Source organism: Neisseria sp. 23W00296, assembly GCF_044772855.1.
In the GTDB taxonomy this organism is placed as follows: Bacteria; Pseudomonadota; Gammaproteobacteria; order Burkholderiales; family Neisseriaceae; genus Neisseria.
In genome coordinates this window covers 1498584-1524254 of the sequence record NZ_CP173024.1, presented here as the reverse complement: position 1 = coordinate 1524254, position 25671 = coordinate 1498584, and the positions used below count along the sequence as shown (strand labels likewise).

Here is a 25671-nt window from a genome sequence, read left to right as displayed (position 1 = left end):
ATACCGTTTCAGACGGCCTTTTCCCCGCCCGCCGCTATATAATCGCCGCTTTCGTCCAATCCTTCCCGACTGCCATGTCCGACAACGAATTCCGCAACGCCGCCGCCGATGTCGCGCTCGAAGTGCTGCAACGCCTGTTTCCCGAAGCCGCCGCCGTGTGCGCACCTTTTCTGCCGCGCCTGTTTTCCGCGCTCGACGACGGCCACAGTTTTATTTGGCTGAACGACGCGGAGGCCGAATCGCTTGATAGCGCCGCGCCGCTGGCCGACGGCACGGGCAGGGCGCCGCTGGTGTTGCGCGGGCGGCGGCTGTTTCTCGGACGCCTGTGGCAGTTGGAAAACGATTTGGCGGGCGAAATCCGCCGCCTCGCCGCCGCGCCCGCCGCGCCTGCCGATATGCGGGCGGCGGCGGAAAACCTCGGCCTGTGGTTTGACGGTGCGGGCAGCGAAGGGCAGCAGGCCGCCGCCGCGCTGGCGCTGCTGCAAAACTTTATGCTGATTACCGGCGGGCCGGGCACGGGCAAAACCACCACCGTCGCCAAGCTGCTCGCCCTTTTGTGTTCGGGCGCCGACCCTCTGCCGCGCATCGCGCTGGCCGCGCCGACGGGCAAGGCGGCGGCGCATATGGGCAACGCGCTGCACGCGGCGCTCGGCCGTTTCCCGCTTTCAGACGGCCTCAAAGAGCGGTTGTCTGCCCTCGAAGGGCAAACCGTCCACCGCCTGCTGAAACTGCGTCCGCCGCAGATGCGGCCGCAGTTTGACGCCGCCCGCCCGCTGCCGCTGGATATTTTGGTGGTGGACGAAGCCTCGATGCTCGATCTGGCGCTGATGCTCGATCTGCTGCGCGCCGTGCCCGACGGTTGCCGCGTGATTCTGTTGGGCGACGAAAACCAGCTTCCTTCCGTCGGCGCGGGTGCGGTGCTGGCGGCGCTGGCGCGGCCGACCGTGCTCGATGCCGACACCGCAGGCCGTCTGAAAACCCTGCTGCCCGATGCCGCAGAGCGTTTTCAGACGGCCTCAAACGCGCCGCCCCTGTCGGCCAATACCGCCCGCCTCACCGTCAGCCACCGCTTCGGCGAACACAGCGGTTTGGGCGCGCTGGCGCGGGCGGTGTGCGCGGGCGATGCGGCGGGAGCGGAAGACGCCTTCGCCCGTTTCCCCGAAGAATTGTCGTTTGCCGATGGCGGCGCCGAACGTTTGGCGGAGCGTTTCTGCCGCACGCAGGCGGCGTTTTGGCAGGCGGCCGATGCCGCCGATCCTGCCGCCGCTTTTGCCTGCCAGAGCCGCCTCACCGTGCTGGCCGCGCGGCGCGGCGACGCCGAACGTTTTAACGAAGCCTGCCGCCGCATTCTGCTGCGCGAAGGGCGCGCGCGCGAAGACAGGGCGTGGTTTGCCGGACAAATCCTGATGGTGGAGCGCAACGATTACGCGATGGGGCTGTTTAACGGCGACATCGGCATTGTGATGCGCGATCCGCACGGCTCGGACGGCCTGTCGGTGCGGTTTCCCGCAGGCGGCGGTTTCCGCAGCGTGCCGCTCAGCCGCCTGCCCGCGCACAGCAGCGCGTTTGCCGTGACCGTGCACAAAAGCCAGGGCTCGGAATACGGCGAAGTGTGGCTGCTCGCGCCCGAAGGCGGCGGAGAGGGTTTCAACCGCTCCCTGCTGTACACCGCCGTCACCCGCGCGCGCGAACGCTTTGTATACGCAGGCAGCCGCGAATCCTTCGCTGCCGCCTGCGCCAATGCCGAAACCCGCCGCACCGCCCTGCGCGAATTTTTGGCGGCAGGGTAGGGTCTGTTGACTGTTTTTCTGTATTAAAGGCCGTCTGAAAAGTCTTTTGCCGTTGAAGCTGCGCTTTCAGAAACGTCATTCCCGTGTAGGCAGGAACGGCCTCCGTCCACCCCAAACTAGGAAAATTCCATGAACGAAGAATACAGATACGCCGACCGTTTCAACACCGTCCACCTTTGGTTGGGCATGTTTGTCGGCACACAGGAAGAGTACGAACGCTATTTCGGGCAGGACGACCTGAACGAAGGCGAAATCTGCCCTTTCTGCCGCGACATCGGCCTGAATGCCGAATATGACGAAGACTACATAGGCATCATTCCCCTGTTTGCCTGCACCGTCCCGCTTGACGAGCTGCTGTCCGAAGCCGCCGTAGACGCAGACGCCCTGGACGCCGTGCGGCAGAAATGCCGCGCACTCGGCCTGTGCGAAGGCAACGCCGTCTTGTGGTATTCTGACCCCGAGCTGAATATCGACGCCGGCAAAAGCTACAACGGCCTGCACTACATCGGCGAATTTCCCGGCGACTGACCTCCCTTTTCTCCAATCTGCGACACCATGCCCACCGCCACCTTCTACACCCATGTTTCCGACCCCGCCGCCTTCGCCTGCCGCCTTGCCCGCCGCGCCGCGCAAAACCCCGAGCCGCTGCTGGTGTGGACGCAGGAGCTCGGCGAACTCGAAAGCCTGAACCAAGCCCTGTGGCGCGACCCGCCCGAGGGTTTTCTGCCGCACGAAATCTGGCAGACCGACGCGGCCTTTCCGCAGGGCGTTCCCGTTGTCCTTGCCTGCGGCGCGCAACTGCCGCCGCTGCCTGCGGGCACCGTCGTCCTCAATCTCAGCCAAGACTTTTGGACGCAGGCCGCCGCGCCGCCCCTGCGCGTGTTGGAAATCGTCGGCGGCAGCCTGGAAGAGCTGGCCGCCGCCCGCGACCGTTTCCGCGCCTACAAACAGGCGGGCTTTACGCTCGAACACCACAATATGCAGGGAAAGGCCGTCTGAAAACATGGACCAGCCCGACTTCTTCGGCATCCCCAGCCCCTGCATCGGCGTCTGCCGCGCCAACAACAAAGGCTACTGCGTCGGCTGCCTGCGCAGCCGCGAAGAGCGTCACAACTGGCTGAAAATGACCGACGGCGAACGCCACCAAACCATGCGCCTGCTCGCCCTGCGCCGCAAAAAAGTCGAACAGGCCAAATGGGAAAAAAGCCGCGATTTCGGCGCGGCACCCGAACAGGAAGACCTGGATTTCGATTTCGATTGAGGCCGTCTGAAAAAGGCCGCTCCCGCCTACGCGGGAATGATGTTTCTGAAAACGCAGCTTCAACGAAAACGAAACCAAAACCGTGAAAGGAGCAAAACATGAAAACCGTCCGTACCGCGATTCTGCTGCTGCCGCTCTTGGCCTGCGCCTGCGTGTACAGCGAAACCCCCTACGGCCGCTACGCCGCCATCGACCTGCCCGTCGAAAACCGCACCGTTATCAACAAAACCGTCACCGTCAACGCCCCGCCGGGCACCACCGTTATCTACGGCGACACCACGCCCGCTTCGGCCTACTACGGCCAAGACTGCTACTACGACCGTTACAACCGCCGCCGCTGCTACCCGCGCAACCTGCCGCCCGAGCGCGACGTCTACCGCATCCAAGGGCAGGGCGGCAGCATCAGCCAAAGCTACCAAGGCAGCGGCTATTCCGTCGGCGGCTACATCCGCCACCTGCGCTGACGAGCCCGAGGCCGTTCCCGCCTACACGGGAATGACGTTTCTGAAAGTGCGGCGGCCGTTTGAAAAAGACGCGGAATTTTGCCTTTTCACGTCATTGTCTTATCGTTTGCATACGGCAAAACTGTCTGAGCCGCGTTGACATCGCGCCGCCGCCTGCGTATAGTGCCCACTTTCTGCACGGAGTAATGGCTGAGAGGCTGAAGGCACTTCCCTGCTAAGGAAGCATGTGGGGTCAACCTGCATCGAGGGTTCGAATCCCTCTTACTCCGCCAAGCAATCCGCGAAGCCCCTGATTCTTTCAGGGGCTTCGCTTTTACCGTTTGTGCAAACGAATAAAAGAACACCATGTCATCCGTCCGCATCCTCTTTTCCCTTCTCGCCGCCTGCCTGCTTTTGGCCGCCTGCAACCGCAGCGAAACCCCCGCGCCGCCCACCGTGACCCTGCGCGGCGAAACCATGGGCACGACCTACACCGTCAAATACGTTTCAGACGGCCTCAAGCAAACCCCCGCGCCGCAGGAAGTGCAAAAACAGCTCGACGGCCTGCTGGAAGAAGTGAACCGGCAGATGTCCACCTACCGCGAAGATTCCGAAATCAGCCGCTTCAACCGTATGCGCGACACCGGCCGCCCCATGCCCGTGTCCGCCGATTTCGGTTTTGTCACCGCCGAAGCCGTGCGCCTCAACGGGCTGACCGGCGGCGCGCTGGACGTCACCGTCGGCCCGCTGGTCAACCTGTGGGGCTTCGGGCCCGACAAAAGCGTCACCCGCGAGCCGTCGCCCGAACAGATTGCCGCCGCCTCGCGCGTCACCGGCATAGACAAAATTGCCGTCGGCGGCACGAGTGATGCCCCCACGCTGGCCAAAGCGCAGCCCGAAGTCTATTTGGATCTGTCGTCCATCGCCAAAGGCTACGGTGTCGACAAACTCGCCCTGCATCTCGAAAGCCTCGGCATCGGCAACTATCTGGTGGAAATCGGCGGCGAGCTGCGCGGCAAAGGCAAAAACGCGCAGGGCGAAAGCTGGCGCATCGGCATCGAGCAGCCGCAGATTGTTCAGGGCGGCGGCACGCAGATTATCGTCCCGCTCGACAACCGCGCCATCGCCACCTCGGGCGACTACCGCAACTTCCACACCGATGCGCACGGACGCCGCCTGTCGCACATCATCGACCCGCAGCGGCACGAGCCCATCAGCCACAATCTCGCCTCCGTCAGCGTGATTGCCGACACGGCCGCCACCGCCGACGGCCTCTCCACCGCCCTGTTCGTCCTCGGCGAAGAGCGCGGCTTCGCGCTTGCCGAAAAACAGGGTTTGGCAGTATTCTTCATCGTCCGCGAAGGCGGCGGCTACCGCACACGGACCAGCTCCGCCCTCAAAAAAATGCTCGCGCAGGAACAACCATGAACACCATCCTCCTCACCTTCGGCCTGTTTTTAATCGTTATCCTCGCCATGTCCGTCGGCTATATTTTTTCCAAACGCAGCATCAAAGGCAGCTGCGGCGGCATCAGCGCGCTGGGCATGAAAAAAATGTGCGACTGCGACACCCCGTGCGACACATTGCAGAAAAAACTGGACGAAGCGCAGACGCAGGGCGGCGGGATCCGCGTCGATTCCTGAGCGGCAGCCCGCCCGAAACAGCCCGTCCCCGCTTTGGCGGGGATGATATTTTTACAAACGGCCGCACAGAAAACCGCCCGCATGCACACAGCAGAACACACACAGTCCGCCCCCGATTCCTCATACCAAGGCACGCGCCGCCTGTCCGTCGCGCCCATGCTCGACTGGACCGACCGCCACTACCGCTACATGGCGCGGCAGATCAGCCGCCACACCTGGCTTTACACCGAAATGATCAACGCCGGCGCGGTGGTGTACGGCGATCCCGAACGCTTTTTGCTGAAAGACGACTGCGAAAACCCCGTCGCCCTGCAACTGGGCGGCAGCGAGCCCGCCGCTTTGGCGCAGGCAGCGGCAAAGGCGGCGGCATACGGCTACGACGAAATCAACCTCAACTGCGGCTGCCCCAGCCCGCGCGTGCAGAAAGGCGCGTTCGGCGCGTGCCTGATGAACGAGGTTGCGCTGGTGGCCGACTGCCTCAACGCCATGCAGGATGCCGCACCCGACTGCGCCGTTACCGTCAAACACCGCATCGGTGTCGACCGGCAGACCGAATACCAAACCGTCGCCGATTTCGTCGGCACGCTGGCGGAAAAAACCGCCTGCAAAACCTTTGTCGTCCACGCCCGCAACGCCTGGCTTAACGGCCTCTCGCCCAAGGAAAACCGCGAAGTGCCGCCCTTGAAATACGAATATGTCTACCGCCTCAAACGCGAATTTCCCGAGCTGGAAATCATCATCAACGGCGGTATCAAAACCAACGGGGAAATCGCCGCCCACCTGCAACACGTCGACGGCGTGATGGTCGGGCGCGAGTGCTACCACAACCCGATGATTATGCGCGACTGGGACAGGCTGTTTTACGGCGACAAACGCCAAGCAGTAGGCTACGCCGAACTGGCAGGCCGTCTGAAAGACTACGCCGCCGCCCAGCTTGCCGCCGGACGCGGCAGCATCCTGCGCCACATGGCGCGCCACTACCTCGGCCTGATGCACGGCCTCAACGGCGCGCGCCAGTGGCGGCGCATGCTCTCCGATGCCGCCCTGCTCAAAGACAACGACCCCGGTTTGATTCTGCGGGCATGGGCGGAAGTGGAAAAAGCCAATGTCCGGTAGCAAAGTCCCGCAGGCCGTCTGAAACGGCAAATTCCGCCCGCTTGTGGCACAATCCGCCTGCCGACAGGCCGTCTGAAAACCGTTCAAATACCATCCCCGCATTGATGCCCGAAAGGAAACCCGATGGACGCACTCGACCTTCTCACCACCCGCCGCTCCGTGCGCGAACTCACCGCCCCCGCCCCCGACGAACTCGAACTGGAAACCGTCTTCCAGGCCGCCACGCAGGTGCCCGACCACGGCGGCCTCACCCCGTGGCGTTTCGTCGTGATACAGGGCGACAAAGCCAAAGCCCGCTTCCGCCGCGCGCTGGAAGAAACCGTCGTGCAAATGAAGCTCGGCGACGACACCATGAAAAAAGCGGAAAAAGTCGCCAACTTCGCGCCGATGATTATCGCCGTGATCTCCAAACCCGCCGTCGGCGCGGAAAAACCCAAGCCCGAATGGGAGCAGTTTCTCAGCGCGGGCGCAGCCGCCTACGCCGTGCAGCTCGCTACCAACGCCCTGGGCTACGACAACGTCTGGATTACCGGCCTGTGGTGCGGCAGCCCCGTGTTGCGCGAAGCAATGGGCTGCGGCGAAAAAGACAAAATCATCGGCTTCATCATGGTCGGCACCGCACAGCACGACTTCCCGAAAGAAGAGAAAAACACCGATTTGGAACAATTCGTTACCTATTGGTAAACCCCGCAAAAGGCCGTCTGAAACCTTTCAGACGGCCTCAATACGCAACACAAACAGGAAACAGGAAAACCATGCGCCAATATCTCGACCTGATGCGCCATGTTCTCAAACACGGCAGCGACAAATCCGACCGCACCGGCACCGGCACCCGCTCCGTTTTCGGCTACCAGATGCGCTTCAACCTGCAACAGGGCTTCCCGCTCTTAACCACCAAAAAACTGCACCTGCGCTCCATCATCCACGAGCTGTTGTGGTTTTTGCGCGGCGACACCAACATCAAATACCTGCACGACAACAACGTCACCATATGGGACGAATGGGCCGACGAAAACGGCGAACTCGGCCCCGTTTACGGCTACCAGTGGCGCAGCTGGCCGACGCCCAACGGCGGCAGCATCGACCAAATCGCCAATTTGGTTGACCAAATCAAACGCAACCCCGACAGCCGCCGCCTGATCGTTTCCGCCTGGAATCCCGCGCTGGTCGACGAAATGGCGCTGCCGCCCTGCCACGCCATGTTCCAGTTTTACGTGGCCGACGGCAAACTCTCCTGCCAGCTCTACCAGCGCAGCGCCGACATCTTCCTCGGCGTGCCCTTCAACATCGCCAGCTACGCCCTGCTCACCATGATGATCGCCCAAGTCTGCGGCCTGCAAGCGGGCGAGTTCGTCCACACCCTCGGCGACGCCCACCTTTACAGCAACCACTTCGAGCAGGCCAAGCTGCAACTGACCCGCGAACCGCGTCCGCTGCCGACCATGACCCTGAATCCTGCGGTGGACAATCTGTTTGACTTCAAATACGAAGATTTTGAATTAAGCGGCTACGACCCGCACCCGCACATTAAAGCGGCGGTGGCCGTATGAAAAAAGGGAAGGCCGTCTGAAACCCTGTTTCAGACGGCCTTTTGCATTCGGGCGGAAAGCTTTGCAAACTACATCAGGCCGTCTGAAAGACAAGCAGGCTGCCGTAGCCGCGTTTGTGCCCCTCAGGGCTGCGTTCGGGTTTTGCGCCGATTGCCGCCCGATCCTTCGGCAGACGCAGACAAAGGCAGAGTAGGGCGGATTTTGGCTTTGCCAAGGTTTCAGACGGCCTTTTGCATCCGCAAGGCCGTCTGAAAACACGGCGGGTTCGGGTAGCATAAAGCACCGTTTGTGCACCGCCGCCCTTTTTCAGACGGCCTCTGCCCCGCAGCACCGTGCGCGGCGGTGTTATAGTGAAACAAAATAGAAAATCTACGGCGTTGCTGCGCCTTGCCGTACTATTTGTACTGTCTGCGGCTTGCTGTCTTGTATCTTTCCTATTTTGTTTCACTATATAATCGCGCCGTTTTTTGTTTGGCCGCCGGCGGGCGGCCGTTTTGTATGGCACACGGATAGGGATATGGAAAAGAAAATACCTTTGGGCAACCGGCAGACGGCCTTTCTGCTGGCGACGCTGACGGCGATTATGCCGTTTTCGGTCGACGCCTATCTGCCGGCGGTGCTGTCGCTGGCCGACGATTTGCACGTCAATGTGCATCTGATCGAAAAAAGCATGAGCAGCTTTATGTTCGGCGTGGCTTTCGGCCAGCTGCTCGGCGGCGCGGTGTCCGACGTGAAAGGACGCAAAACCGTGGCTCTGGCCGGTTTGGCGCTGTATGCCGCTGCCTCGGTCGCGCTGACGCTGCTGCAAAGCATCGACCAACTGATCGGGTTGCGCCTGATACAGGCTTTCGGCGGCGGCATGGCGGCGGTGATGGCGGGGGCGGTGGTGCGCGATTTCTACGAAGGACGCGAGGCGGCGCAGATGTTCGCGCTGATCGGCATCGTGATGATGTCCGCGCCGCTGGTGGCGCCCATGCTCGGCTCGGCCTTGCAGCAGCTCGGCGGCTGGCGGCTGATTTTCGCCTTTCTCGCCGCCTATTCGATAACCGTGTTTCTGCTGGTGGCGCGTTTTCTGCCGAAAACGGCGGCCAAAGGGCGGATAGACAGGGCGTTTTTCGGCGGCATGATCCGCCGCTACATCCAAGTGCTGAAAACCAAAAGCGCGCTGGGTTTTCTCTTTTTCCAGGCGTTCAGCTTCGGCTCGATGTTTGTATTCCTTACCGAATCGCCCTTTGTCTATATGAAGCTCTACGGCCTGACGCCGCACGCCTACGCCTGGGCGTTCGGCTGCAACATCATCACGATGGGCACGTTCAACCGCATCACCGCCTGGCGGCTGAAAAACGGCAGCAACGCCGAAGACATCCTGCTGTGGGGCTTGGGCATCCAGCTGGCGGCCAATGCGGCGCTGCTGGGCGCGGTGGCGTCCTTCGGCGGCATGCCGCCTTTCGCGCTGGCGGCGGCCTGCGCCATGTTGTCGGTTGGCACGCAGGGCTTGGTAACGGCCAACACGCAGGCCTGTTTTATGAGCCGCTTCCGTGAAATCGGCGGCAGCGCCAACGCCCTGCTGATGGCGTCCACCTCGATGATCGGCGCGGGCATGGGCTGGCTGGCAACCGAGCTGCACAACGGCACGGCCTATGTGATGTCCGCGCTGATGCTGTGCGCCACTTTGGCAGGCTGCGTGCTGCTCTACGCCTTTTCGCGCAACGCCTGGCAAAAAGGTTGAGCGTCCGAGCGCTTGGCAGCTTTGAGGCCGTCTGAAAAACGGAACAAACGTTTTTCAGACGGCCTTTTTGTACCGCCCGCACCGCTTCCGAGTCCGGTTACAGATGCGGAAAGGCCGTCTGAACAATACGGCCTGCGCTGCGGCAGTTCTTTCAGACGGCCTTTCGGGTTTCGGGCAGCCTTTGATGCCGTCTGAAACCTGTCGGAGCAACAAAGTTCCCTCTCCCGCTCGCGGGGGGCTAGGGTGGGGGCTCGTGCCGCTACGGCGACTTTTGCAGGACACCCGCAAAATGCAGTTCTGCAAACTGCCACCCCCGCCCCAGCCCTCCCCACGCTTGGCGCAGAGGAGGGAGTCAGGTGTGCGGTGGGATTTTCGATTTCAGACGGCCTCTTCCAGCCACACGGCGCTGACCATGCGTCCCGTCTGTCCGTCGCGGCGGTAGGAGAAGAAAGTGTCGCGTTCGAGAACGGTGCAGTGCGTGCCGCCGTAGATTTGCGTCACGCCTTCGCGGTGCAGGGCGAGGGTGGCGAGGGCGTAGATGTCGGCGAGGTATTTTCCGCCGCCGATGTCGGTGAAAGCCGCTTCGGCGGCGGGATCGCGCAGGCAGAACGTGTCGAAAACGTCCTGCCCGACTTCAAAGGCATCCGGGCCGATGGCGGGGGCGAGGTAGGCGAGGATGTCGGTGGGGTCGGCCTGCATGGCGGCGACGGTGTTTTGCAGGATGCCGCCTGCCAGCCCGCGCCAGCCCGCGTGGGCGGCGGCGACGCAGCGGCCGTCGGCGGTGCAGAAGAGGACGGGCAGACAGTCGGCAGTCATTACCGCGCAGGCCGCCTTGCCGCTGCGGTCGACAGAGGCGTCGGCATCTTTTAAGACGGCCACAGCATCGGCGGCGGCAACGACATGGGTGCCGTGCGTCTGGTTGAGGTAGGCGAGGGGAACGGGCACGGCGGCTTGGACAATGGCGCGGTTGTGTGCGACGCGTTCCGGGTTGTCGCCGACGTGTGCGCCGATGTTGAGCGAGGCATAGGGCGCGATGCTGACGCCGCCTTGGCGTGTGGAAACCAGCGTTTTCACATTGGCGGGGGCAGGCCAGTCGGCATGGAGGAAGAGGCCGTCTGAAACGGGCAGGCCGATGGCGGCGGAGAGGTTTTTCGGTGCGGGATACGGCATGGCGTGTGGCGGAAAAAGTAACAAAGGGAGCGCTTTTATCATGCCGTTTCGCACGCGGCAAGCTGCAGCAGGCAGCCGCGCCGCGCTTTCAGACGGCCTTTGGGCTATAATGCGCGCCTTTTACCCTGATTCGGAACATTTTATGCAGAACAGCCGTTTCAACCAAACCGGCCCGAAAATCGGCCTCAGCGTCCGACTGGCCGAAACCCGCGAAGAAATCGAAGCCGCGCAGCGCCTGCGCTATCGGGTTTTCGCCGAAGAATTGGGCGCCGACATCAAAGGTGTCGACGGCCGCGACACCGACCCCTACGACGAATACTGCCACCACCTGCTCGCCTTCGACGACGCCACCGGCGAAGTTATCGGCTGCTACCGCCTCATCACCGAAGACACTGCCAAAAAAGTCGGCGGCTGGTACAGCGAACACGAATTTGATTTGAGCCCGCTCAAAGACATTCTGCCGCAAACCGTCGAACTCGGCCGCGCCTGCACCCACCCCGACTACCGCAACGGCGGCCTCGTCATGCTGTTGTGGACGGGACTCGTCAAATTCATGAAAGACGAAAACCTGCGCTTTATGATCGGCTGCGGCAGCATCGAAATGCGCGACGGCGGCAGCGACGCGGCAGGGCTCTACCACATCCTCAAAGAAAAATACCTCGCTCCCGAACCGTGGCGCGTGCGCCCGCTCAACCCGCTCAAATGGGACAAAATCACTCCGTCCGCCCACCCCGACACCCCTGCCCTGATTAAAGGCTACCTCAAAGCGGGTGCCTGGTTCTGCGGCGAACCCTGCGTCGACGAAGCCTTCAACTGCGCCGACGTCCTCATCATGATGGACATCTCGCAACTGAGCGACCGCTACCTGCAAAAATTCGCCCCCAAACCTTAATAAAGATAAAAGGCCGTCTGAATACCGCTTTCAGACGGCCTCAACACGTCTGCCCGAACAAAAAAACACAACACAGCCATGACCGCCCTCCGCTTTGCCTTCCGCCTTTCCTGCATCGGCCTGTGCCTTATCTACGGCGCCGCCGAAATGTTCTTCCTCTTCCCCTTCTACACCCCCCGCCGCAAACTGCGCGCCATCCAAATCTGGTCGCACCGCGTCCTCGCCTCCTGCGGCATGACGCTGCACACCTACGGCACGCTCCCCGCCGAAAACCGCGGCCAAATGCTCGTCTGCAACCACATCTCCTGGCTCGACATCATGGCCGTCAACGCCGCCCACCCCGGCCGCTTCGTCGCCAAAGACGACGTCGCAAAATGGCCCGTTGTCGGCTACCTTGCCACACAGGCGCGCACCGTCTACGTCGCCCGCAACAAAGGCGCCGGCGGCGGCAACAGCGAAAAACTGCGCAACGTCACCCAAGCCCTCAAAGACGGCGACACCGTCACCCTCTTTCCCGAAGGCACCAGCAGCGAAGGCCGCACCATCCTCCCCTTCAAAACCGGCTTCTTCCCCGCCGCCGCCGAAGCGCAAGTCCCCATCGTTCCCGTCCTCTGCCGCTACCCCAATCCCGACGGCAGCAGCCCCAACCCCCACACCGCCTACTACGGCGACATCAGCCTCTGGCAGTCCATCTGCATGGTGATCCGCCAGCCGCGCAGCACCGCCGAACTCCACTTCCTCACCCCCGTTGCCGCAGGCGATCGCCAGCAAACCGCCGCCCTGATCCGCGAACAGCTGATTGCCAAGCAACAGGAATTGGGATAAGGCCGTCTGAAAAACGCATCCGGCAGATACCCGAACCCGCCCCGCCGCACAAAGGCCGTCTGAAACCCGTTTCAGACGGCCTTTGTCCTGCTGCGCGTTCCAACCCCCCCATTTCTGCGTGACGCACAAAGCGACACAAAACTTAACCGGAAAACCACACTCGTGCCCGCAATGTAAAGAAAAGTTGCACTTTACAAAACATTAACACATAATCCGCGCCTTCAAATAAGAACAAGAAAAGTTCTGATTACTTGAAGCAAAACAAATCCATATTTATCAAATAACTGCGAAAATTTTCCACTCCGTGGCTAGACTTCGCAGGTTTTTATTGTTTTATCCGTTTGAAGGAAACCCCATGAAACACAGCAAAATCACCCCGATAGCCCTGCTGGTCGGCCTGATGTTCTGCAACGCCGCCCAAGCCGCCGAGGCCGAAGCACAGGCAGCCGCCGAACAGAGCGGCACGCTCGAACAGGTTAAAGTCAAAGCGCGGCGTAATCGTCCGGCTTCGGTCGAAAAAGTAAATGCCGAAACCATTCAGGAACAAATGATCCGCGATACGCGCGATTTGGTGCGCTACTCGCCCGATGTCGGCATTGCCGACAACGGCCGCCACTTAAAAGGTTTTGCCATGCGCGGTGTGGAAGGCAACCGCGTCGGTATCAGTGTTGACGGAGTCACCCTGCCTGATTCAGAAGAAAATACGCTTTACGGCCGCTACGGCAACTTTAACCCTTCGAGGCTTTCCATTGACCCTGAGCTAGTCAGCAACATCGATATTGTGAAAGGTGCGGATTCGTTTCAATCCGGCAGCGGTGCGTTGGGTGGAAATGTCAATTACCGCACGCTGGATGCCTCTGCGATTGTTGAGCCGGGTGCAAAATTCGGTACGCTGTTAAGAAGCGGCTATGCCACCAAAAACCGTGAGTGGACAAATACCGTGGGTTTTGGTTTCCAAGGCGATCAGCTTGATGCCGCCTTGCTCTATTCCCAGCGGCGCGGGCATGAGATGAAAAGCCGTGGCGAAGGAGATGAGCTTTACCAAAGCAAAAGCCAGCATCCCGATCCGGCCAAGCACCGCAACCACAGCTATCTGGCCAAAATCAACTGGCAATTCGCGCCCGAACACCGTATTGGCGCAGCCGTTACCGGACAAAACGGCAGTAACTACACCGATGAGCGTTCCTATACCTCCTATCCATCTGCATGGCGTGAGGCGGATGACAAACACAAACGGGTCAATTTCAACACATACTATGAATATTCTCCCGAATCATCTTGGCTTTCACTGCTAAAAGCCGACTACGACTATCAATACACAGATTTGCGTGCAGTAAACTATGCAGGGTCTGGAGCAGGGAGACCGCTTGACGAAATCAAAGACCGCAGCATGACTACCCGTTTTCAAAGGTTTACCTTGAGGGTGGACGGACAACCTTTCCAAGCGGCCGGTCGACATAAGCTCAGCTTCAAAACTTTTGCTTCGCGACGGAAATTTGAGACGCTGAACGAAGACCAAATCAACATAACTTCAAATGCGCGATATGGCATGCCGCCCGACTTAATCGTCGAAACCATCCAATATCCCGTGCAGACCACGCAATACGGCTTTTCTCTGAAAGACGACATCGTATGGAGTCGCGTATTCTCGGGGCAGGCCGGTGTCCGTTACGATTATGAAAAACTCAAACCCTTGGAATTGAATGCTCCTTGTAGCAAAGCTTGTACTGCCGAAGGCAAGCCGGGGGAGGCAAGCTTCTCCAACTGGAACGGTTTTGCCGGTGTTTATGCCCAACTGAACCCGACTTGGAAAGCCGGTTACAATTTGGCAACCGGCTACCGCGTGCCGACCGCATCGGAAATGTATTTCACCTTTACCAATTCCTACGGCACTTGGAAATCCAATCGTAATTTGAAACCGGAACGCAGCGTCAACCACACCCTGTCCTTGCAGGCCAACAGCAGCCGGGGCACGATGGATTTAAGCGTGTACCATAGCCGCTACAAAAACTTCCTGCTCGAACAAACCAGTTTGATTGAGCAGACACAATACGGCCGTACTTGGCAGACTCCGATGACGCAAACGGTTAATGTGGATAACGCCCGTATTTCAGGTTTGGAATTCAAAGGCCGCTTGAATCTTGGCACAGGCTGGAAACTCTTCGGTGCGCTGGGTTACAGCCACGGCAAGCTCTCCGACGTGAAAAGCCTGCTGTCCATCCAGCCACTGAAAGCCATTGTCGGCTTGGATTATGAGCAGCCCGACGGCAAATGGGGCGTGTTCTCCCGCCTGACCTATCTGGGCGCGAAAAAAGCGCGCGATGCCAAAGTGGAAGAAGTCAAAAGCCGTTGCGTCAGATGGGATTTTGACTGGTGGACTGGCCAGCAAACCTGTGCGCAAGAGGAGCAGTATAAAGAGGTCGCCACTTACAAATACCTGAACAAAAAAGCCTATACCTTTGACGTTTACGGTTTTTACAAACCCGTCAAAAACCTGACCCTGCGTGCAGGCGTGTACAACCTGTTCAACCGCAAATACCACACATGGGATGCTTTGCGCGGCATCAATGCCAACAGCACTACCAATACAGTTGACCGTGCCGGAAAAGGTCTCGAACGCTTCTACGCCCCCGGCCGCAACTACGCCGTATCCCTGGAATGGAAGTTCTAACCGAAACCAAGCCTTTCAGACGGCCTTGTATCTTTAAAGAAAGAGGCCGTCTGAAACGGCAGAAAGGGACGGCAATCCGCCGTCCCTTTTCTATCGGTGGCGTCCGGCTGCGCGAATCTGCATGGTACGGCTCGCGCCACGTCGTTCTGATAATAAAAAAACGTGAAATCTGAGTAAGTTGATGTAAAGAAAAATTTGCAGGGCGCGCCGCAGTCGGGGATAATCCTGCCATATTCGTAGTGAAATATTCCTATTAGCTACGATTTTTGCCGCAATACATCTTTTTCAAATCGTTTCAGACGGCCTCTGTCCGCACAGGCCGTCTGAAAACACCATCACAAGGAAACGCCATGAGCAACGAAATGACTTTTGCCAAAAAGCTGAAAGAGCAGACCACCGCCACCCACGACAGCGTCGATAATCTGGTGATGTCGGTAGAGCCTTTTGTCAGCAACGAAAAATACATCAAATTCCTGAAACTGCAATCCGTGTTCCATAAAGCGGTCGACCATATCTACAAAGATCCCGAGCTGAACAAACAGATTCCCGAACTCGAATATATGGCGCGTTACGACGCGGTAGTGAAAGATTTGGCCGATTTGGGTGAAAAGCCCTACGAATACGGCAAGCCGCTGCCGCACGAAACGGGTAACAAAGCCATCGGCTGGCTCTACTGCGCCGAAGGCTCGAACTTGGGCGCGGCATTTTTGTTCAAACACGCCAAACAGTTGGCATTCGACGGCGAAAAAGGCGCGCGCCACCTTGCGCCGCATCCCGCAGGCCGCGGCAAACACTGGCGCGCTTTTGTCGAGCTGCTGAACGCGCTGCCGCTGGACGAGGCGGCGCAGGCTGAAGCCATCGAAGGCGCGCGCGAGGCGTTTGCGTTTTATAAAGTGGTGCTGCGCGAAACCTTCGGCCTGCCCGAAGGCGCGGAAGCGCCCGAAGGCATGCAGGCGCACCGCCACTAAGCGGCTCCGCATCTTTCGGCAAACAAGGCAAAAGGCCGTCTGAAAACGTTTCAGACGGCCTTTTTGCGGATGGAAATCATAAAGGCATTTAAAAATGCTCTTAAAGCATTGAAAAACGGATAGAATGTCGGCAGCCTTAATCACACAACGAGGAGTAAACCATGCACACTATATTTGCCGAACATGCCGTCAGCGTTACCGAGCTCAAACGTAATTTCAGCGCGATCGTGCAGGAGGCCGAAGGTGTCGTGATCGTACTCAACCACAACCGTCCGGAAGCCTATCTTGTCCCTGCCCGTTTTTACGAAAAGCTGATTTCTTATATGGAAGATTTCGAAGACGCCAAAATCGTGTTGGAGCGCCAGGATTCCCCGATCATAGAGGTATCTATCGATGATTTATAAAGTTTATAAGCCGGAATATAAACTGGCATTTTGCATTGAGGCGAAAGACGAATGGAACAAACTGGATGACGACGTCAGGCAGCAGTTGGGCAAGAAACTCAAAAAGCGTTTGGAAAACCTGCATGCGCCTTCGGAAGCCCTGCGTAATCTGTCGGGCTTCTACAAAATCAAACTCCGCCACGCGGGATGCCGCCTTATTTATCAGATGCACGGCGAAACACTCACAGTTGTCTTGGTCGGTATCGTCGGCAGGCAGGATAGGGACGCAGCCCGCAAGAAAGCGGAAAACCGGCCGGACAGTTGAACCGTCGGAAATCTTCAATACAAAAAGGCCGTCTGAAACTTTGTTTTCAGACGGCCTTTTCCTGTCCGCGCGGCTCAGTAGCCCAAGCGCTGGCAGATGGTGGACACCAAGCCCGCCTGGTTCATGGTGTAAAAATGCAGGCCGGGCGCGCCCTGTTCGAGCAGGCGGCTGCACATTTCGGTGACGACGTCGAGGGCGAGGGCTTTGATGGCGGCGGTGTCGTCGGCATAGGATTGCAGTTTCAGGCGCAACCAGCGGGGGATTTCCGCGCCGCAGGTGTCGGAAAAGCGCACGAGTTTGGAGAAGCTGGCGATGGGCATGATGCCGGGGATGATGGGGATGGTAACGCCGCGTCCCTGCACTTCGTCGACGAAGCGGAAATAAGCGTCGGCGTTGTAGAAATACTGGGTGATGGCCGAGTCTGCGCCCGCTTTGGCCTTGCGCACGAAGTTTTCGATGTCTTCGTCGGCGCTGCGCGCCTGCGGGTGGTATTCGGGATAGGCGGCGATTTCGATGTGGAAGTGGCTGCCGTATTCGTTTTTGATGAGTTCGACCAGCTCGTTGGCATAGCGCAGGCCGCTGCCGCCCGCGCCCATACCCGAAGGGATGTCGCCGCGCAGGGCGACGATGTGGCGCACGCCCATGTCTTGATAGGTGTCGAGCAGGCTTTTCACTTCTTCGACGGTCATGCCGATACAGGGCAGGTGCGGCGCGGCGGGCGTGCCTTCGGCGAGGATGTCGGCAATGGTTTGCAGCGTGCCCTCGCGGGTGGTGCCGCCCGCACCGGAGGTGCAGGAGAAAAATTCGGGGGCGAACTGGCGCAGCTGCTTGCGGGTGACGATTTGTTTTTCGCGTCCTTCGGGGGTGCGGGTGGGGAAAAATTCGAAGCTGAGGGTTTTTTCGGCGGCACTCATGGCGCGGTTTCCTGTGGAAGTGTTTTTCAGACGGCCGAGTGTATGGCTTCAACTGGTTGATAACAAGATAAAAAATGCGCTTTGGCGTGAAAAATACTGCGTTGCGGCATGAACGGGATTTTTGACTTTTGATTTGTCTGGGGATTTTTGCCGACGCGCAACGAGGCCGTCTGAAACCGCCCGCGCTTTTCAGACGGCCTGCAAAGTATTAAGATGCGCCCCATTACATTTTCTTAACAGAAGGAACCACCATGAAAGTATTGTTACTCGGCGCACCCGGCGCAGGCAAAGGCACGCAGGCGCAATTTATCACCGCCGCCTTCGGCATTCCGCAAATCTCCACCGGCGATATGCTGCGCGCCGCCATCAAAGCGGGCACGCCTTTGGGCTTGGAAGCGAAAAAAATCATGGACGAAGGCGGCCTGGTGCGCGACGACATCATCATCGGCATGGTGAAAGAGCGCATCACACAGCCCGATTGCGCCAACGGTTTTCTGTTTGACGGCTTTCCGCGCACGCTGGCGCAGGCCGAAGCCATGCAGGAGGCGGGTGTACTGCTTGATGCCGTGGTGGAAATCGACGTACCCGACAGCGCGATTGTCGAGCGCATGAGCGGCCGCCGCGTGCACTTGGCTTCCGGCCGCACCTACCATGTGGTTTACAATCCGCCCAAAGCCGAAGGCAAAGACGACCTCACCGGCGAAGACTTAATCCAGCGCGACGACGACAAAGAAGAAACCGTCAAAAAACGCCTGGCCGTGTACCATGAGCAAACCGAAGTGCTGGTAGGCTATTACAGCAAACTCAAGGGTGAGAACGCGCCCAAATACATCAAGGTCGACGGCACGCAGGCGGTGGAAGCCGTAAAAGCCGAAGTGTTGGCCGCGCTGGGCAAATAAGGCCGTCTGAAAGCAAAGAGGCCGTCTGAAAACCCGAAAAAAGGTTTTCAGACGGCCTATTTTGTTTTCCGCCGCGTTCAGACGGCCTTTCACACCGCCAGCCAATAGCGCAGCAAAGCCAGCAGCGATACGCCCGCGCACCACCAAGCGGCGAACACAAAAATGCGCCGAGCCGCCCGCTTGTGGCGAACAGGCAGAAAACGGGCGGCCAGCAGCAGCGCGGCGGCGGCAAACAGCAGGATTTTGACGGCAAAAACGGCGGAAGACATAGTAAAAGGCCGTCTGAAACGGCCATGCAGAAACAGGGACGGAACGCTATAATACGGCCTTTTCCTTCCCGCCGCGCCTCTTTCATGACCGCCTCCGACAGCATCGGGCTGGTAACGCCCGAAAAAATCCCCTTCGAGCAAGAGTTTGCCCTGCAAAACGGCCAAACCCTGCCGCGCTTCGACCTGATGGTGGAAACCTACGGCACACTGAACGCCGACAAATCCAACGCCGTCCTCGTCTGCCACGCCTTATCGGGCGACCACCATGTCGCCGGACGCCACCATCCCGACGACAAACACCCCGGCTGGTGGGACACCATGGTCGGACCGGGCAAACCCGTCGACACCCGCCGCTTCTTCGTTATCGGCCTCAACAACCTCGGCGGCTGCGCCGGCAGCACCGGCCCTTTGAGCACCAACCCCGAAAACGGCCAAGAATACGGCGCGGACTTCCCCGTCGTAACCGTCAAAGACTGGGTAAACAGCCAGGCCCTGCTGGCCGACCATTTCGGCATCGCCCGCTGGGCGGCCGTTGTCGGCGGCAGCCTCGGCGGCATGCAGGCACTGCAATGGACGATCGACTACCCCGAGCGCGTGCGCCACGCCCTCGTCATCGCCTCCGCCACCCGCCTGTCGGCGCAAAACATCGCCTTCAACGACGTCGCCCGCCAGGCCATTATCACCGACCCCGACTTCCACGACGGCCACTACCGCCGCCACAACACCGTCCCCCGCCGCGGCCTGCGCATCGCCCGCATGATGGGACACATCACCTACCTCGCCGAAGAAGGGTTGGGCAGAAAATTCGGCCGCAGCCTGCACGACGGCATACAGTACGGCTACGGCGTCGAATTCGAAGTCGAATCCTACCTGCGCTACCAGGGCGACAAATTCGCCGCCCGCTTCGACGCCAACACCTACCTGCGCATGACCAAAGCCCTCGACTATTTCAGCCCCGCCGCCGCCTTCGGCAACGACCTCACCGCCGCCCTGCGCCAAACGCAGGCCGGATTCTTCGTCGCCAGCTTCACCACCGACTGGCGCTTCGCCCCGCAACGCTCGCGCGCCCTCGTCAAACATCTCGTCCGCGCCGGACGCCCCGTCCAATACATCGAAGTCGAATCCAACCACGGACACGACGCCTTCCTGATGGACGACGCCCCCTACCTCGCCGCCGTTTCCTCCTATATGGACAACGTTTACAAGGAATTGCAGCCATGACCACCCTGCGCGACGATTTGCGCCTGATTTACGACTGGATACCCGCGGGCAGCCGCGTGCTCGACTTGGGCTGCGGACGGGGCGAACTGCTCTCCGCCCTCGTGCGCGACAAACAATGCAGCGGCTACGGCGTGGAAATCGACACCGAAGGCGTACTCGCCTCCATCGCCGCCGGCATCAACGTCATCCAGGCCGACCTGGAACAGGGACTGCAGGACTTCGACGACAACAGCTTCGACGTCATCGTGTTGAGCCAAACCATCCAAGCCATGCAAAACACCGAAACCATTCTGCGCGACCTCACCCGCGTCGCCCGAGAGGCCGTCGTCTCCTTCCCCAACTTCGGCTACTGGCGCAACCGCCTGCAAATCACCCTCGGCGGCCACATGCCTGTCTCCGAACGCATGCCCTACCAGTGGTACAACACCCCCAACATCCACTGGTGCACCCTGCACGACTTCGACAAACTCTGCGCCCAAAACAACATCCGCATCCTCGAACGCGCCGTCATGACCGGCGGCAGGCGCGTGGACATCCTGCCCAACCTCCTCGGCAGCCTGGCTTTTTACCGCGTCGGCTGAGGCCGTTCCCGCCTTCGCGGGAATGACGTTTCCGAAAGCGCAGCGTCAACGAAATGAAAAGCAGAAAGGCCGTCTGAAAAATGTTTTTCAGACGGCCTTGTGCCGTTTTGCAAACAACCGTCGGATTTGGAAAACCGGCCTGCGAAACCGAAAGGCCGTCTGAAAACGTCATTCCCACCGCGCGCCTAACTCCCTCTCCTGCGCCAAAGCGCGGGGGAGGGGACGGCAGGTTTCAGACGGCCTGTTTGGAGAAACAGGCCGTCTGAATGTCTGTGTTGCTGCGTTTACCTGCCCTGCGGCACGGGGTCTTTGGCGTTTTGTTTGAAAATCAGAGAATTGGGTTTCTCTTTCAGCGTGTTGAGCAGCGGGCGCACGTCGCGCAGGGTGTTGTCGATGTTGTGCAGGGTGTCTTGGACGTCGCGGTAGACGGGCGATTCGGGGGACACGCCGTTAAGGGTTTGACGCAATTCGGCCAGGGTTTTGTTCAGTTCGGCAGGTATGGCCTGTGTCTGCGGTTTGGCCAGCAGGCTGTTGGCGGATTTGAGGGTGGCTTTGAGTTCGGCCAGGCTGCCGTTGAGTCCGTCTACGGTTTTGTCCAGCGGCAGTTTGTTGAATTTGTCGAGCAGGGCGGAGAGCTGTGCCTGCAAATCGTCCAGTCCGCCGCCGCTGCGGCTGGCGATAACGGGCGCGCCGCCGTATTCGGCGAAGGGTTTGAGTGTGCCGCCGGTGGCGGGGGTGTCGGAGAGTTCGACCATTTTGCTGCCGAGTATCAGGTTGTCGGAGGCGAGGGCGGCGCTCAGGCCTTTGTTTAAGGCCGTCTGAAAGGTGTTCTGCCAGTAGCTGCGGCTTTCGTGGTCGGCATTTTGTTCGATAAGGTGCGGTTCGATGCGCAGGCGCACGGGTATCCAGCCGTTGGCGAACAGTTTGAGGCTGTCGCCGGCGGCGAAGTAGGGCACGTCGGCGACGCTGCCGACGCGCAGGCCTTTGTATTCGACGGGCGATCCTTTGCCCAGCCCGCGCACGGACTGTTTGAAAAAGGCGGTGTAGTAGAGGGCGCGTTCGCCCGGCAGGCTGTCGACGGCGGCGCGGTTGTCGTAGAGTTCGAAAGGTGTGCCGCCTTCTGCTGGGCGGGCGGTTTTGTCGGGGGTGTCGAAGGTGATGGCGCCGGAAATGAGGGCACCCAGCGGGGCGCTGTCGAGCTGGAAGCCGCCGCCTTCGGATTGGATGCGGATGCCGCTGTCGAGCCAGAAGCGGCTGCTGCTGTTGATGAGGCTGTCGTTGGGGTGGCCGATGAAGACGGTGTAGTCGCTGCGGCGGCGCTGCGGGTCGAAGCGCACGCTTTCCACTTGGCCGATGGGCAGGCTGCCGTAGACGACGGGCGCGCCGATGTCGAGCATTTTGCTGTTGCTGCCGGAGAGTTTCAGGCGCAGGCCGTCCTGGCCGAGGGCGGCAACGGGCGGGATGTCGGATACGTCGAAAGTGTCGCGGTTTTCCTGCGCTTTGCCGGGGATGAAGGCGATATAGGCGCCGGAGACGAGGGTGTTGAGGCCGGAGATGCCGCTGCTGTCGATGCGCGGTTTGACCACCCAAAACTGGGTGTCGCTTTTCATCATGTCTTTTACGTCGGCGTTAAGCTGCGCGGTCAGCTCCACACCTTTGCCGCCTTCGCGCAGGCGGATGTTGGTGATTTTGCCGACGTTGACGCTGAGCACGCGCACGACGGTGTTGTTGACTTCGATGCCTTCGGCGCTGTCGAGGTAGAGGGTGATTTTCGGGCCGGTGTTGCGGATGTGGTCGAACAGCAGCCAGCCGCCCACGAGAAATGCGGCTAGCGGCACAATCCAGATCAGGGAGGCGGCGGCGTTGGTTTTGCGCACGCGCGAGGGGACGGGGGTGGGGCGGTCTTGGGACATGGGGCTGCTGTGTGTGTAAAAAGGCGGCAATTATGCCGTTTCGCTGTGGGCATGGCAACGGAAAAGGCCGTCTGAAAGCGCTTTGGCGTTTCAGGCGGCCTTTTTAACTTTGTTGAAGCTGTGCTTTCAGACGGCCTCTGTGCCTTTGCCGTTTTCTCCGTCGCCAAGCAGGGCGGCAATCAGCCGTTCGGATTGGCGCAGGCGTTCGATTTCGTCCAGCACGGCCGCGCGGGCGGCGTGCAGTCTGCCGCGCAGTTCGGTGCAGAAATCCTGCGGCTCGTCGTGCAGGCAGTCGCGCAGCAGGGCGATGTCTTTCAAGGCCAGTCCGGCGCGGTTGAGCATGGCCGCTTTGCGCACGAAGGAGATGTCACGCTCGGTGTATTCGCGGTAGCCGCCTGCCGTGCGCGCGGGGGTGATGATGCCTGCTGTTTCGTAAAAACGCAGCATCCGTATGCTGACGCCGCTGGTGCGGGAGAATGCTCCGATTTTCATCCGTTTCCTTTCTGTTTGTCTGCTTGACCCTGACACGGTGGCAGCCTGTAAGCTCTGCCGTTTCAATATTGCCGAAGGGAGTATTTTATATGAACCGCCGCACATTCTGCGCCGCCGCAGGCATCGGGCTGTTTGCCGCCTGCGCGCGTCTGAGCGCCCCGTCTTCTGCACGGGTCTTTATTATTCACGGCTACGGCGCGACGGTTAGCGACCATTGGTTTGCCTGGCTGGAAGCGGCGCTCGTCCACGCGGGTATTTCTGCCCGCAGAGTGGCGTTGCTCGACAGCGGCATGCCCGATTTCGACCGCTGGCAGCAGGCTTTGGCCGATGCTGTCGGCAGGCCGTCTGAAAACGATATTTTCGTCGCCCACAGCTTGGGCACGGTTTCCGTGCTGCATTATTTGAGCGCGTTGCGGCCGAAGCGCATCGGCGGGCTGGTGCTGGTGTCCGCTTTCGGTGCGCCGATTCCGACGCTGCCGCGCATCGGAGGTTTCGATGTCGATGCCTATGTGCGCCGCTGCACCTTGGACTTTCCCGCACTGCGGGCGATGACGGGCAATATCGAACTTTTTGCCGCTGCCGACGATACCATTGTGCCGCCCGAGAACACGCGGCTTTTGGCGCAGCAGCTTGACGCGCGTATGACCGTTGTGCCGCACGGCGGGCATTTCCTCGCATCCGACGGCTTCACCGAATTGCCGCCGGTGTTGCAGGCCGTGCGGCGGATGGCGTCCCGGGCGGGATAAGGCGTGCGGCAAAAGGCCGTCTGAAAAGCCTTTTGGCGTTTCAGACGGCCTTTTTTCACTTCGTTGAAGCTGCGCTTTCAGACGGCCTTTGTGTGCTTTGAGGCCGTCTGAACAGTCCCTAGGGCGTGTTGACATTCAACTTTTGAAGCGGATTTTTCGGCATAAAATGGCGGATGCAAGGCGAAAATGCGAGCCTATGCCGTCCATAGGCGAGTATTTTCAACGCGGCAGATGCCGTTTTAGGACGGAAAAGACGCCAAAATGTTGATTGTCAACACGCCCTAGAATTTGTAGGTGTACTGCAAGCCCAGAATGTCGGCGTGGTTTTTGAAGGAGGCGGAGGCGCGGCCTTTGCTGTCGACGTCGCGGCCGGATGCGGCCGCCGCTTGGAAGCGGGTGTCGTTGATGTGGATGTGGCTGTAGGCGATGTCAAAGACGTGGCGCTTTTTGTGGGTGTATTTGACGCCGGCGGAGTACCAGATGCGGTTGCCGTCGGGCAGGGTGTTGAGGCGGCTTTGTGCGTCGCGCACGGGGCTTTGGTCGAAGGCGAGGCCGGCACGCAGTTGTAGGGGTTCGCTGTATTGGTAGGCGCCGCCGAGGGCGAGTTTGTAGGTGTTGCGCCAGTTGGGGGTGATGACGGTGCGGTCGGAGCGGCCGCTGACGACGGCTTTGCTGTTTTCAAAGATAAGTTCGGCGCGGTTGAAGCGGCTGTGGCGCGTCCAGGTCAGGTCGGCGAAGAGTTTGGTTTTCGCTGTGGCTTGGTACATGCCGTGCACGGACAGGGATTCGGGGGTGACGATTTTGACGTGCGCTTTTTCGTGCGGTTTGTAGCCGGAAACGGTGCTGATGAGGGCGTCGTAGGCGTTTTTGCCGCCGAGCAGGGGGCTGGGGGTGGTGACGGCGGCGCCGTCGGGTGTCCAGTCGGCCGTGCCTTTGATGTCGTGGCTGATTTTGGAGCGGTAGTTGAGGCCGACGCGGGTGCGGTCGTCGATGTCCCACAGCCAGCCGAGCTGGTAGCCGAAGCCCCAGTCTTTGCCTTTGACTTCGGCGTGGCCGTCTGAAAGGCCGGTGTGTGCGCCGAGGCGGCCGGAGGCGTTCCAGTCGGCGTATTTGCGCAGCTCGGCGGTGGAATATTGGGCGATCAGGCCGACGGCGGCGGCGTGGCGGTCGTTGATTTTGTAGGCGGCGACGGGTTCGATGGCAACGGTGGTAAGGCCGAGTTGGTTGAGGTTGTGGCGCAGGACGGAGTTTTTCTGATATTCGGTGGAGGAGGCGAAGGGGATGTAGATGCCGAGGCCGAGTGTCAGGTTGTCGTTTGCCCGGTATGCGCCGTAGAGGTGGGGCGCGGGCACGATGTCTTTGGTAATTTTGCCGGAGGTTTCGCCGCGCACGCTGCCGCCGCGGAAATATTCGGCTTCGGCGTCGCCGTAGGCGATGTGCGGGGCGACGATGTTGAGGGCGGTGGTGACCTCGCTGCCGTCGAGTTTGGCGAGGCCGGCGGGGTTGTAGAAGATGGTGGCGGCGTCGGCGGCTTCGGCTGCGGCGGCGTTGGCCGTGCTTTGGGCGGTGACGGACTGGGTGCCGAAGTGGTAGCCGGAGGCTTGGGCTTGGGCGGAGAGGGCGGCGGCGGTGAGGAGGGCGGTAATGCGGAGGCGGTTGGCGGTTTGGTTCATGTGTTGTTTTAACGCAGTTTAAAGTAAAGGCTCGAATTTTAACAAAATAACGTGTGGTGTAAACTTTTTTCTGTGTTTTGCGATTTAATGCGGATTTCAGACGGCCTGACGGGAGGCCGTCTGAAAGGGTTTATAACCAAAGGCCATAATGCTGCGGCAAACGGTTCTTTCCTTTTTCAGACGGCCTCTGGCATAAA

27 protein-coding genes and 1 tRNA gene are annotated in these 25671 nt (G+C 60.1%); 22 read left to right on the top strand and 6 right to left on the bottom strand.

What is annotated here, in order from left to right; all coding sequences use genetic code 11:
* Positions 1–74 precede the first annotated feature (74 nt).
* The 12 genes from recD (at position 75) to ACG2K1_RS07505 (ending at position 9532) form a co-directional block, all read left to right on the top strand.
* Positions 75–1790, top strand: a complete 1716-nt coding sequence (recD, locus tag ACG2K1_RS07560) for an exodeoxyribonuclease V subunit alpha (protein ID WP_395428652.1) — start codon at positions 75–77, stop codon at positions 1788–1790.
* Positions 1791–1919: 129 nt separating this feature from the next.
* The gene (locus ACG2K1_RS07555; RefSeq protein ID WP_395428651.1) at positions 1920–2318 is read left to right on the top strand and encodes an immunity 22 family protein; all 399 of its coding nucleotides are present in this window, start codon (positions 1920–1922) and stop codon (positions 2316–2318) included.
* Between the two features lie 27 nt (positions 2319–2345).
* On the top strand, positions 2346–2789 hold the full coding sequence (locus ACG2K1_RS07550) for a DNA polymerase III subunit chi (RefSeq protein WP_009425699.1): 444 nt from the start codon (positions 2346–2348) through the stop codon (positions 2787–2789).
* Positions 2790–2793: 4 nt separating this feature from the next.
* On the top strand, positions 2794–3051 hold the full coding sequence (locus ACG2K1_RS07545; protein ID WP_009425698.1) for a DUF1289 domain-containing protein: 258 nt from the start codon (positions 2794–2796) through the stop codon (positions 3049–3051).
* Positions 3052–3149: 98 nt separating this feature from the next.
* Positions 3150–3515: a hypothetical protein gene (locus tag ACG2K1_RS07540; RefSeq protein ID WP_036495789.1), complete on the top strand. Its 366-nt coding sequence runs from the start codon at positions 3150–3152 to the stop codon at positions 3513–3515.
* 179 nt (positions 3516–3694) lie between these two features.
* A tRNA-Ser gene (locus ACG2K1_RS07535) sits at positions 3695–3787 on the top strand.
* Positions 3788–3860: 73 nt separating this feature from the next.
* On the top strand, positions 3861–4922 hold the full coding sequence (locus tag ACG2K1_RS07530) for an FAD:protein FMN transferase (RefSeq protein WP_395428650.1): 1062 nt from the start codon (positions 3861–3863) through the stop codon (positions 4920–4922).
* The gene (gene nqrM, locus ACG2K1_RS07525) at positions 4919–5137 is read left to right on the top strand and encodes a (Na+)-NQR maturation NqrM (RefSeq protein ID WP_009425695.1); all 219 of its coding nucleotides are present in this window, start codon (positions 4919–4921) and stop codon (positions 5135–5137) included. Before ACG2K1_RS07530 ends, nqrM begins: the two co-directional genes overlap by 4 nt.
* Before the next feature lie 81 nt (positions 5138–5218).
* Positions 5219–6253: a tRNA dihydrouridine(20/20a) synthase DusA gene (gene dusA, locus ACG2K1_RS07520; protein WP_395428649.1), complete on the top strand. Its 1035-nt coding sequence runs from the start codon at positions 5219–5221 to the stop codon at positions 6251–6253.
* A 123-nt stretch (positions 6254–6376) separates the two neighbouring features.
* Positions 6377–6937, top strand: coding sequence for a nitroreductase family protein (locus ACG2K1_RS07515; RefSeq protein ID WP_094031035.1), 561 nt, complete (start codon positions 6377–6379; stop codon positions 6935–6937).
* 71 nt (positions 6938–7008) lie between these two features.
* Positions 7009–7803: a thymidylate synthase gene (locus ACG2K1_RS07510; protein WP_009425692.1), complete on the top strand. Its 795-nt coding sequence runs from the start codon at positions 7009–7011 to the stop codon at positions 7801–7803.
* A 517-nt stretch (positions 7804–8320) separates the two neighbouring features.
* Entirely contained in the window at positions 8321–9532 is a 1212-nt protein-coding gene (locus ACG2K1_RS07505; protein WP_395428648.1) for a multidrug effflux MFS transporter, read from the top strand.
* Between the two features lie 378 nt (positions 9533–9910).
* On the opposite strand, the gene pgeF is transcribed toward ACG2K1_RS07505, so the two are convergent.
* Positions 9911–10702: a peptidoglycan editing factor PgeF gene (gene pgeF / locus ACG2K1_RS07500; protein ID WP_395428647.1), complete on the bottom strand. Its 792-nt coding sequence runs from the start codon at positions 10700–10702 to the stop codon at positions 9911–9913.
* Positions 10703–10844: 142 nt separating this feature from the next.
* On the opposite strand from pgeF, the gene ACG2K1_RS07495 reads away from it, so the two are divergent.
* The 6 genes from ACG2K1_RS07495 to ACG2K1_RS07470 all read left to right on the top strand — a co-directional run bounded on the left by ACG2K1_RS07495 (position 10845) and on the right by ACG2K1_RS07470 (position 16766).
* Positions 10845–11594 (top strand): GNAT family N-acetyltransferase, encoded by a 750-nt coding sequence (locus tag ACG2K1_RS07495; RefSeq protein WP_094031216.1) that lies wholly within the window; start codon positions 10845–10847, stop codon positions 11592–11594.
* A gap of 78 nt (positions 11595–11672) precedes the next feature.
* A complete protein-coding gene (locus ACG2K1_RS07490; RefSeq protein WP_395428646.1) occupies positions 11673–12419 on the top strand; it encodes a lysophospholipid acyltransferase family protein in 747 nt (248 codons plus the stop codon).
* 355 nt (positions 12420–12774) lie between these two features.
* Entirely contained in the window at positions 12775–15090 is a 2316-nt protein-coding gene (locus ACG2K1_RS07485; RefSeq protein WP_395428645.1) for a TonB-dependent hemoglobin/transferrin/lactoferrin family receptor, read from the top strand.
* A 350-nt stretch (positions 15091–15440) separates the two neighbouring features.
* On the top strand, positions 15441–16058 hold the full coding sequence (locus ACG2K1_RS07480) for a biliverdin-producing heme oxygenase (protein WP_395428644.1): 618 nt from the start codon (positions 15441–15443) through the stop codon (positions 16056–16058).
* Positions 16059–16219: 161 nt separating this feature from the next.
* Positions 16220–16462: a type II toxin-antitoxin system Phd/YefM family antitoxin gene (locus ACG2K1_RS07475; protein ID WP_009425683.1), complete on the top strand. Its 243-nt coding sequence runs from the start codon at positions 16220–16222 to the stop codon at positions 16460–16462.
* On the top strand, positions 16452–16766 hold the full coding sequence (locus ACG2K1_RS07470) for a type II toxin-antitoxin system RelE/ParE family toxin (protein WP_009425682.1): 315 nt from the start codon (positions 16452–16454) through the stop codon (positions 16764–16766). The genes ACG2K1_RS07475 and ACG2K1_RS07470 overlap by 11 nt, the downstream gene beginning before the upstream one ends.
* Before the next feature lie 74 nt (positions 16767–16840).
* Here ACG2K1_RS07470 and metF read toward each other — a convergent pair whose 3' ends face one another.
* A complete protein-coding gene (gene metF / locus ACG2K1_RS07465; RefSeq protein WP_009425681.1) occupies positions 16841–17680 on the bottom strand; it encodes a methylenetetrahydrofolate reductase [NAD(P)H] in 840 nt (279 codons plus the stop codon).
* 251 nt (positions 17681–17931) lie between these two features.
* Between metF and adk the strand changes: the two genes are divergently transcribed.
* Positions 17932–18579 carry an adenylate kinase gene (adk, locus tag ACG2K1_RS07460; RefSeq protein ID WP_009425679.1) on the top strand — a complete coding sequence of 216 codons (648 nt, stop codon included), beginning with the start codon at positions 17932–17934 and terminating at the stop codon, positions 18577–18579.
* 89 nt (positions 18580–18668) lie between these two features.
* On the opposite strand, the gene ACG2K1_RS07455 is transcribed toward adk, so the two are convergent.
* On the bottom strand, positions 18669–18848 hold the full coding sequence (locus tag ACG2K1_RS07455; protein ID WP_036495780.1) for a protein MIGRI: 180 nt from the start codon (positions 18846–18848) through the stop codon (positions 18669–18671).
* Positions 18849–18932: 84 nt separating this feature from the next.
* Here ACG2K1_RS07455 and ACG2K1_RS07450 point away from each other — a divergent pair, with 84 nt between their 5' ends.
* Together ACG2K1_RS07450 and metW are read left to right on the top strand one after the other, a co-directional pair.
* On the top strand, positions 18933–20069 hold the full coding sequence (locus tag ACG2K1_RS07450) for a homoserine O-acetyltransferase (protein ID WP_395428643.1): 1137 nt from the start codon (positions 18933–18935) through the stop codon (positions 20067–20069).
* On the top strand, positions 20066–20650 hold the full coding sequence (gene metW, locus ACG2K1_RS07445; protein ID WP_009425677.1) for a methionine biosynthesis protein MetW: 585 nt from the start codon (positions 20066–20068) through the stop codon (positions 20648–20650). Before ACG2K1_RS07450 ends, metW begins: the two co-directional genes overlap by 4 nt.
* 284 nt (positions 20651–20934) lie before the next feature.
* Here metW and pqiB read toward each other — a convergent pair whose 3' ends face one another.
* On the bottom strand, positions 20935–22563 hold the full coding sequence (gene pqiB, locus ACG2K1_RS07440) for an intermembrane transport protein PqiB (protein ID WP_036495776.1): 1629 nt from the start codon (positions 22561–22563) through the stop codon (positions 20935–20937).
* Positions 22564–22689: 126 nt separating this feature from the next.
* Entirely contained in the window at positions 22690–23055 is a 366-nt protein-coding gene (locus ACG2K1_RS07435; RefSeq protein ID WP_395428642.1) for a MerR family DNA-binding transcriptional regulator, read from the bottom strand.
* A gap of 89 nt (positions 23056–23144) precedes the next feature.
* Between ACG2K1_RS07435 and ACG2K1_RS07430 the strand changes: the two genes are divergently transcribed.
* Positions 23145–23801, top strand: a complete 657-nt coding sequence (locus ACG2K1_RS07430) for an RBBP9/YdeN family alpha/beta hydrolase (RefSeq protein ID WP_395428641.1) — start codon at positions 23145–23147, stop codon at positions 23799–23801.
* A gap of 281 nt (positions 23802–24082) precedes the next feature.
* Here ACG2K1_RS07430 and ACG2K1_RS07425 read toward each other — a convergent pair whose 3' ends face one another.
* Complete coding sequence (locus tag ACG2K1_RS07425; protein ID WP_395428640.1) at positions 24083–25474, bottom strand: OmpP1/FadL family transporter; 1392 nt, start codon at positions 25472–25474, stop codon at positions 24083–24085.
* Between the last annotated feature and the right edge of the window lie 197 nt (positions 25475–25671).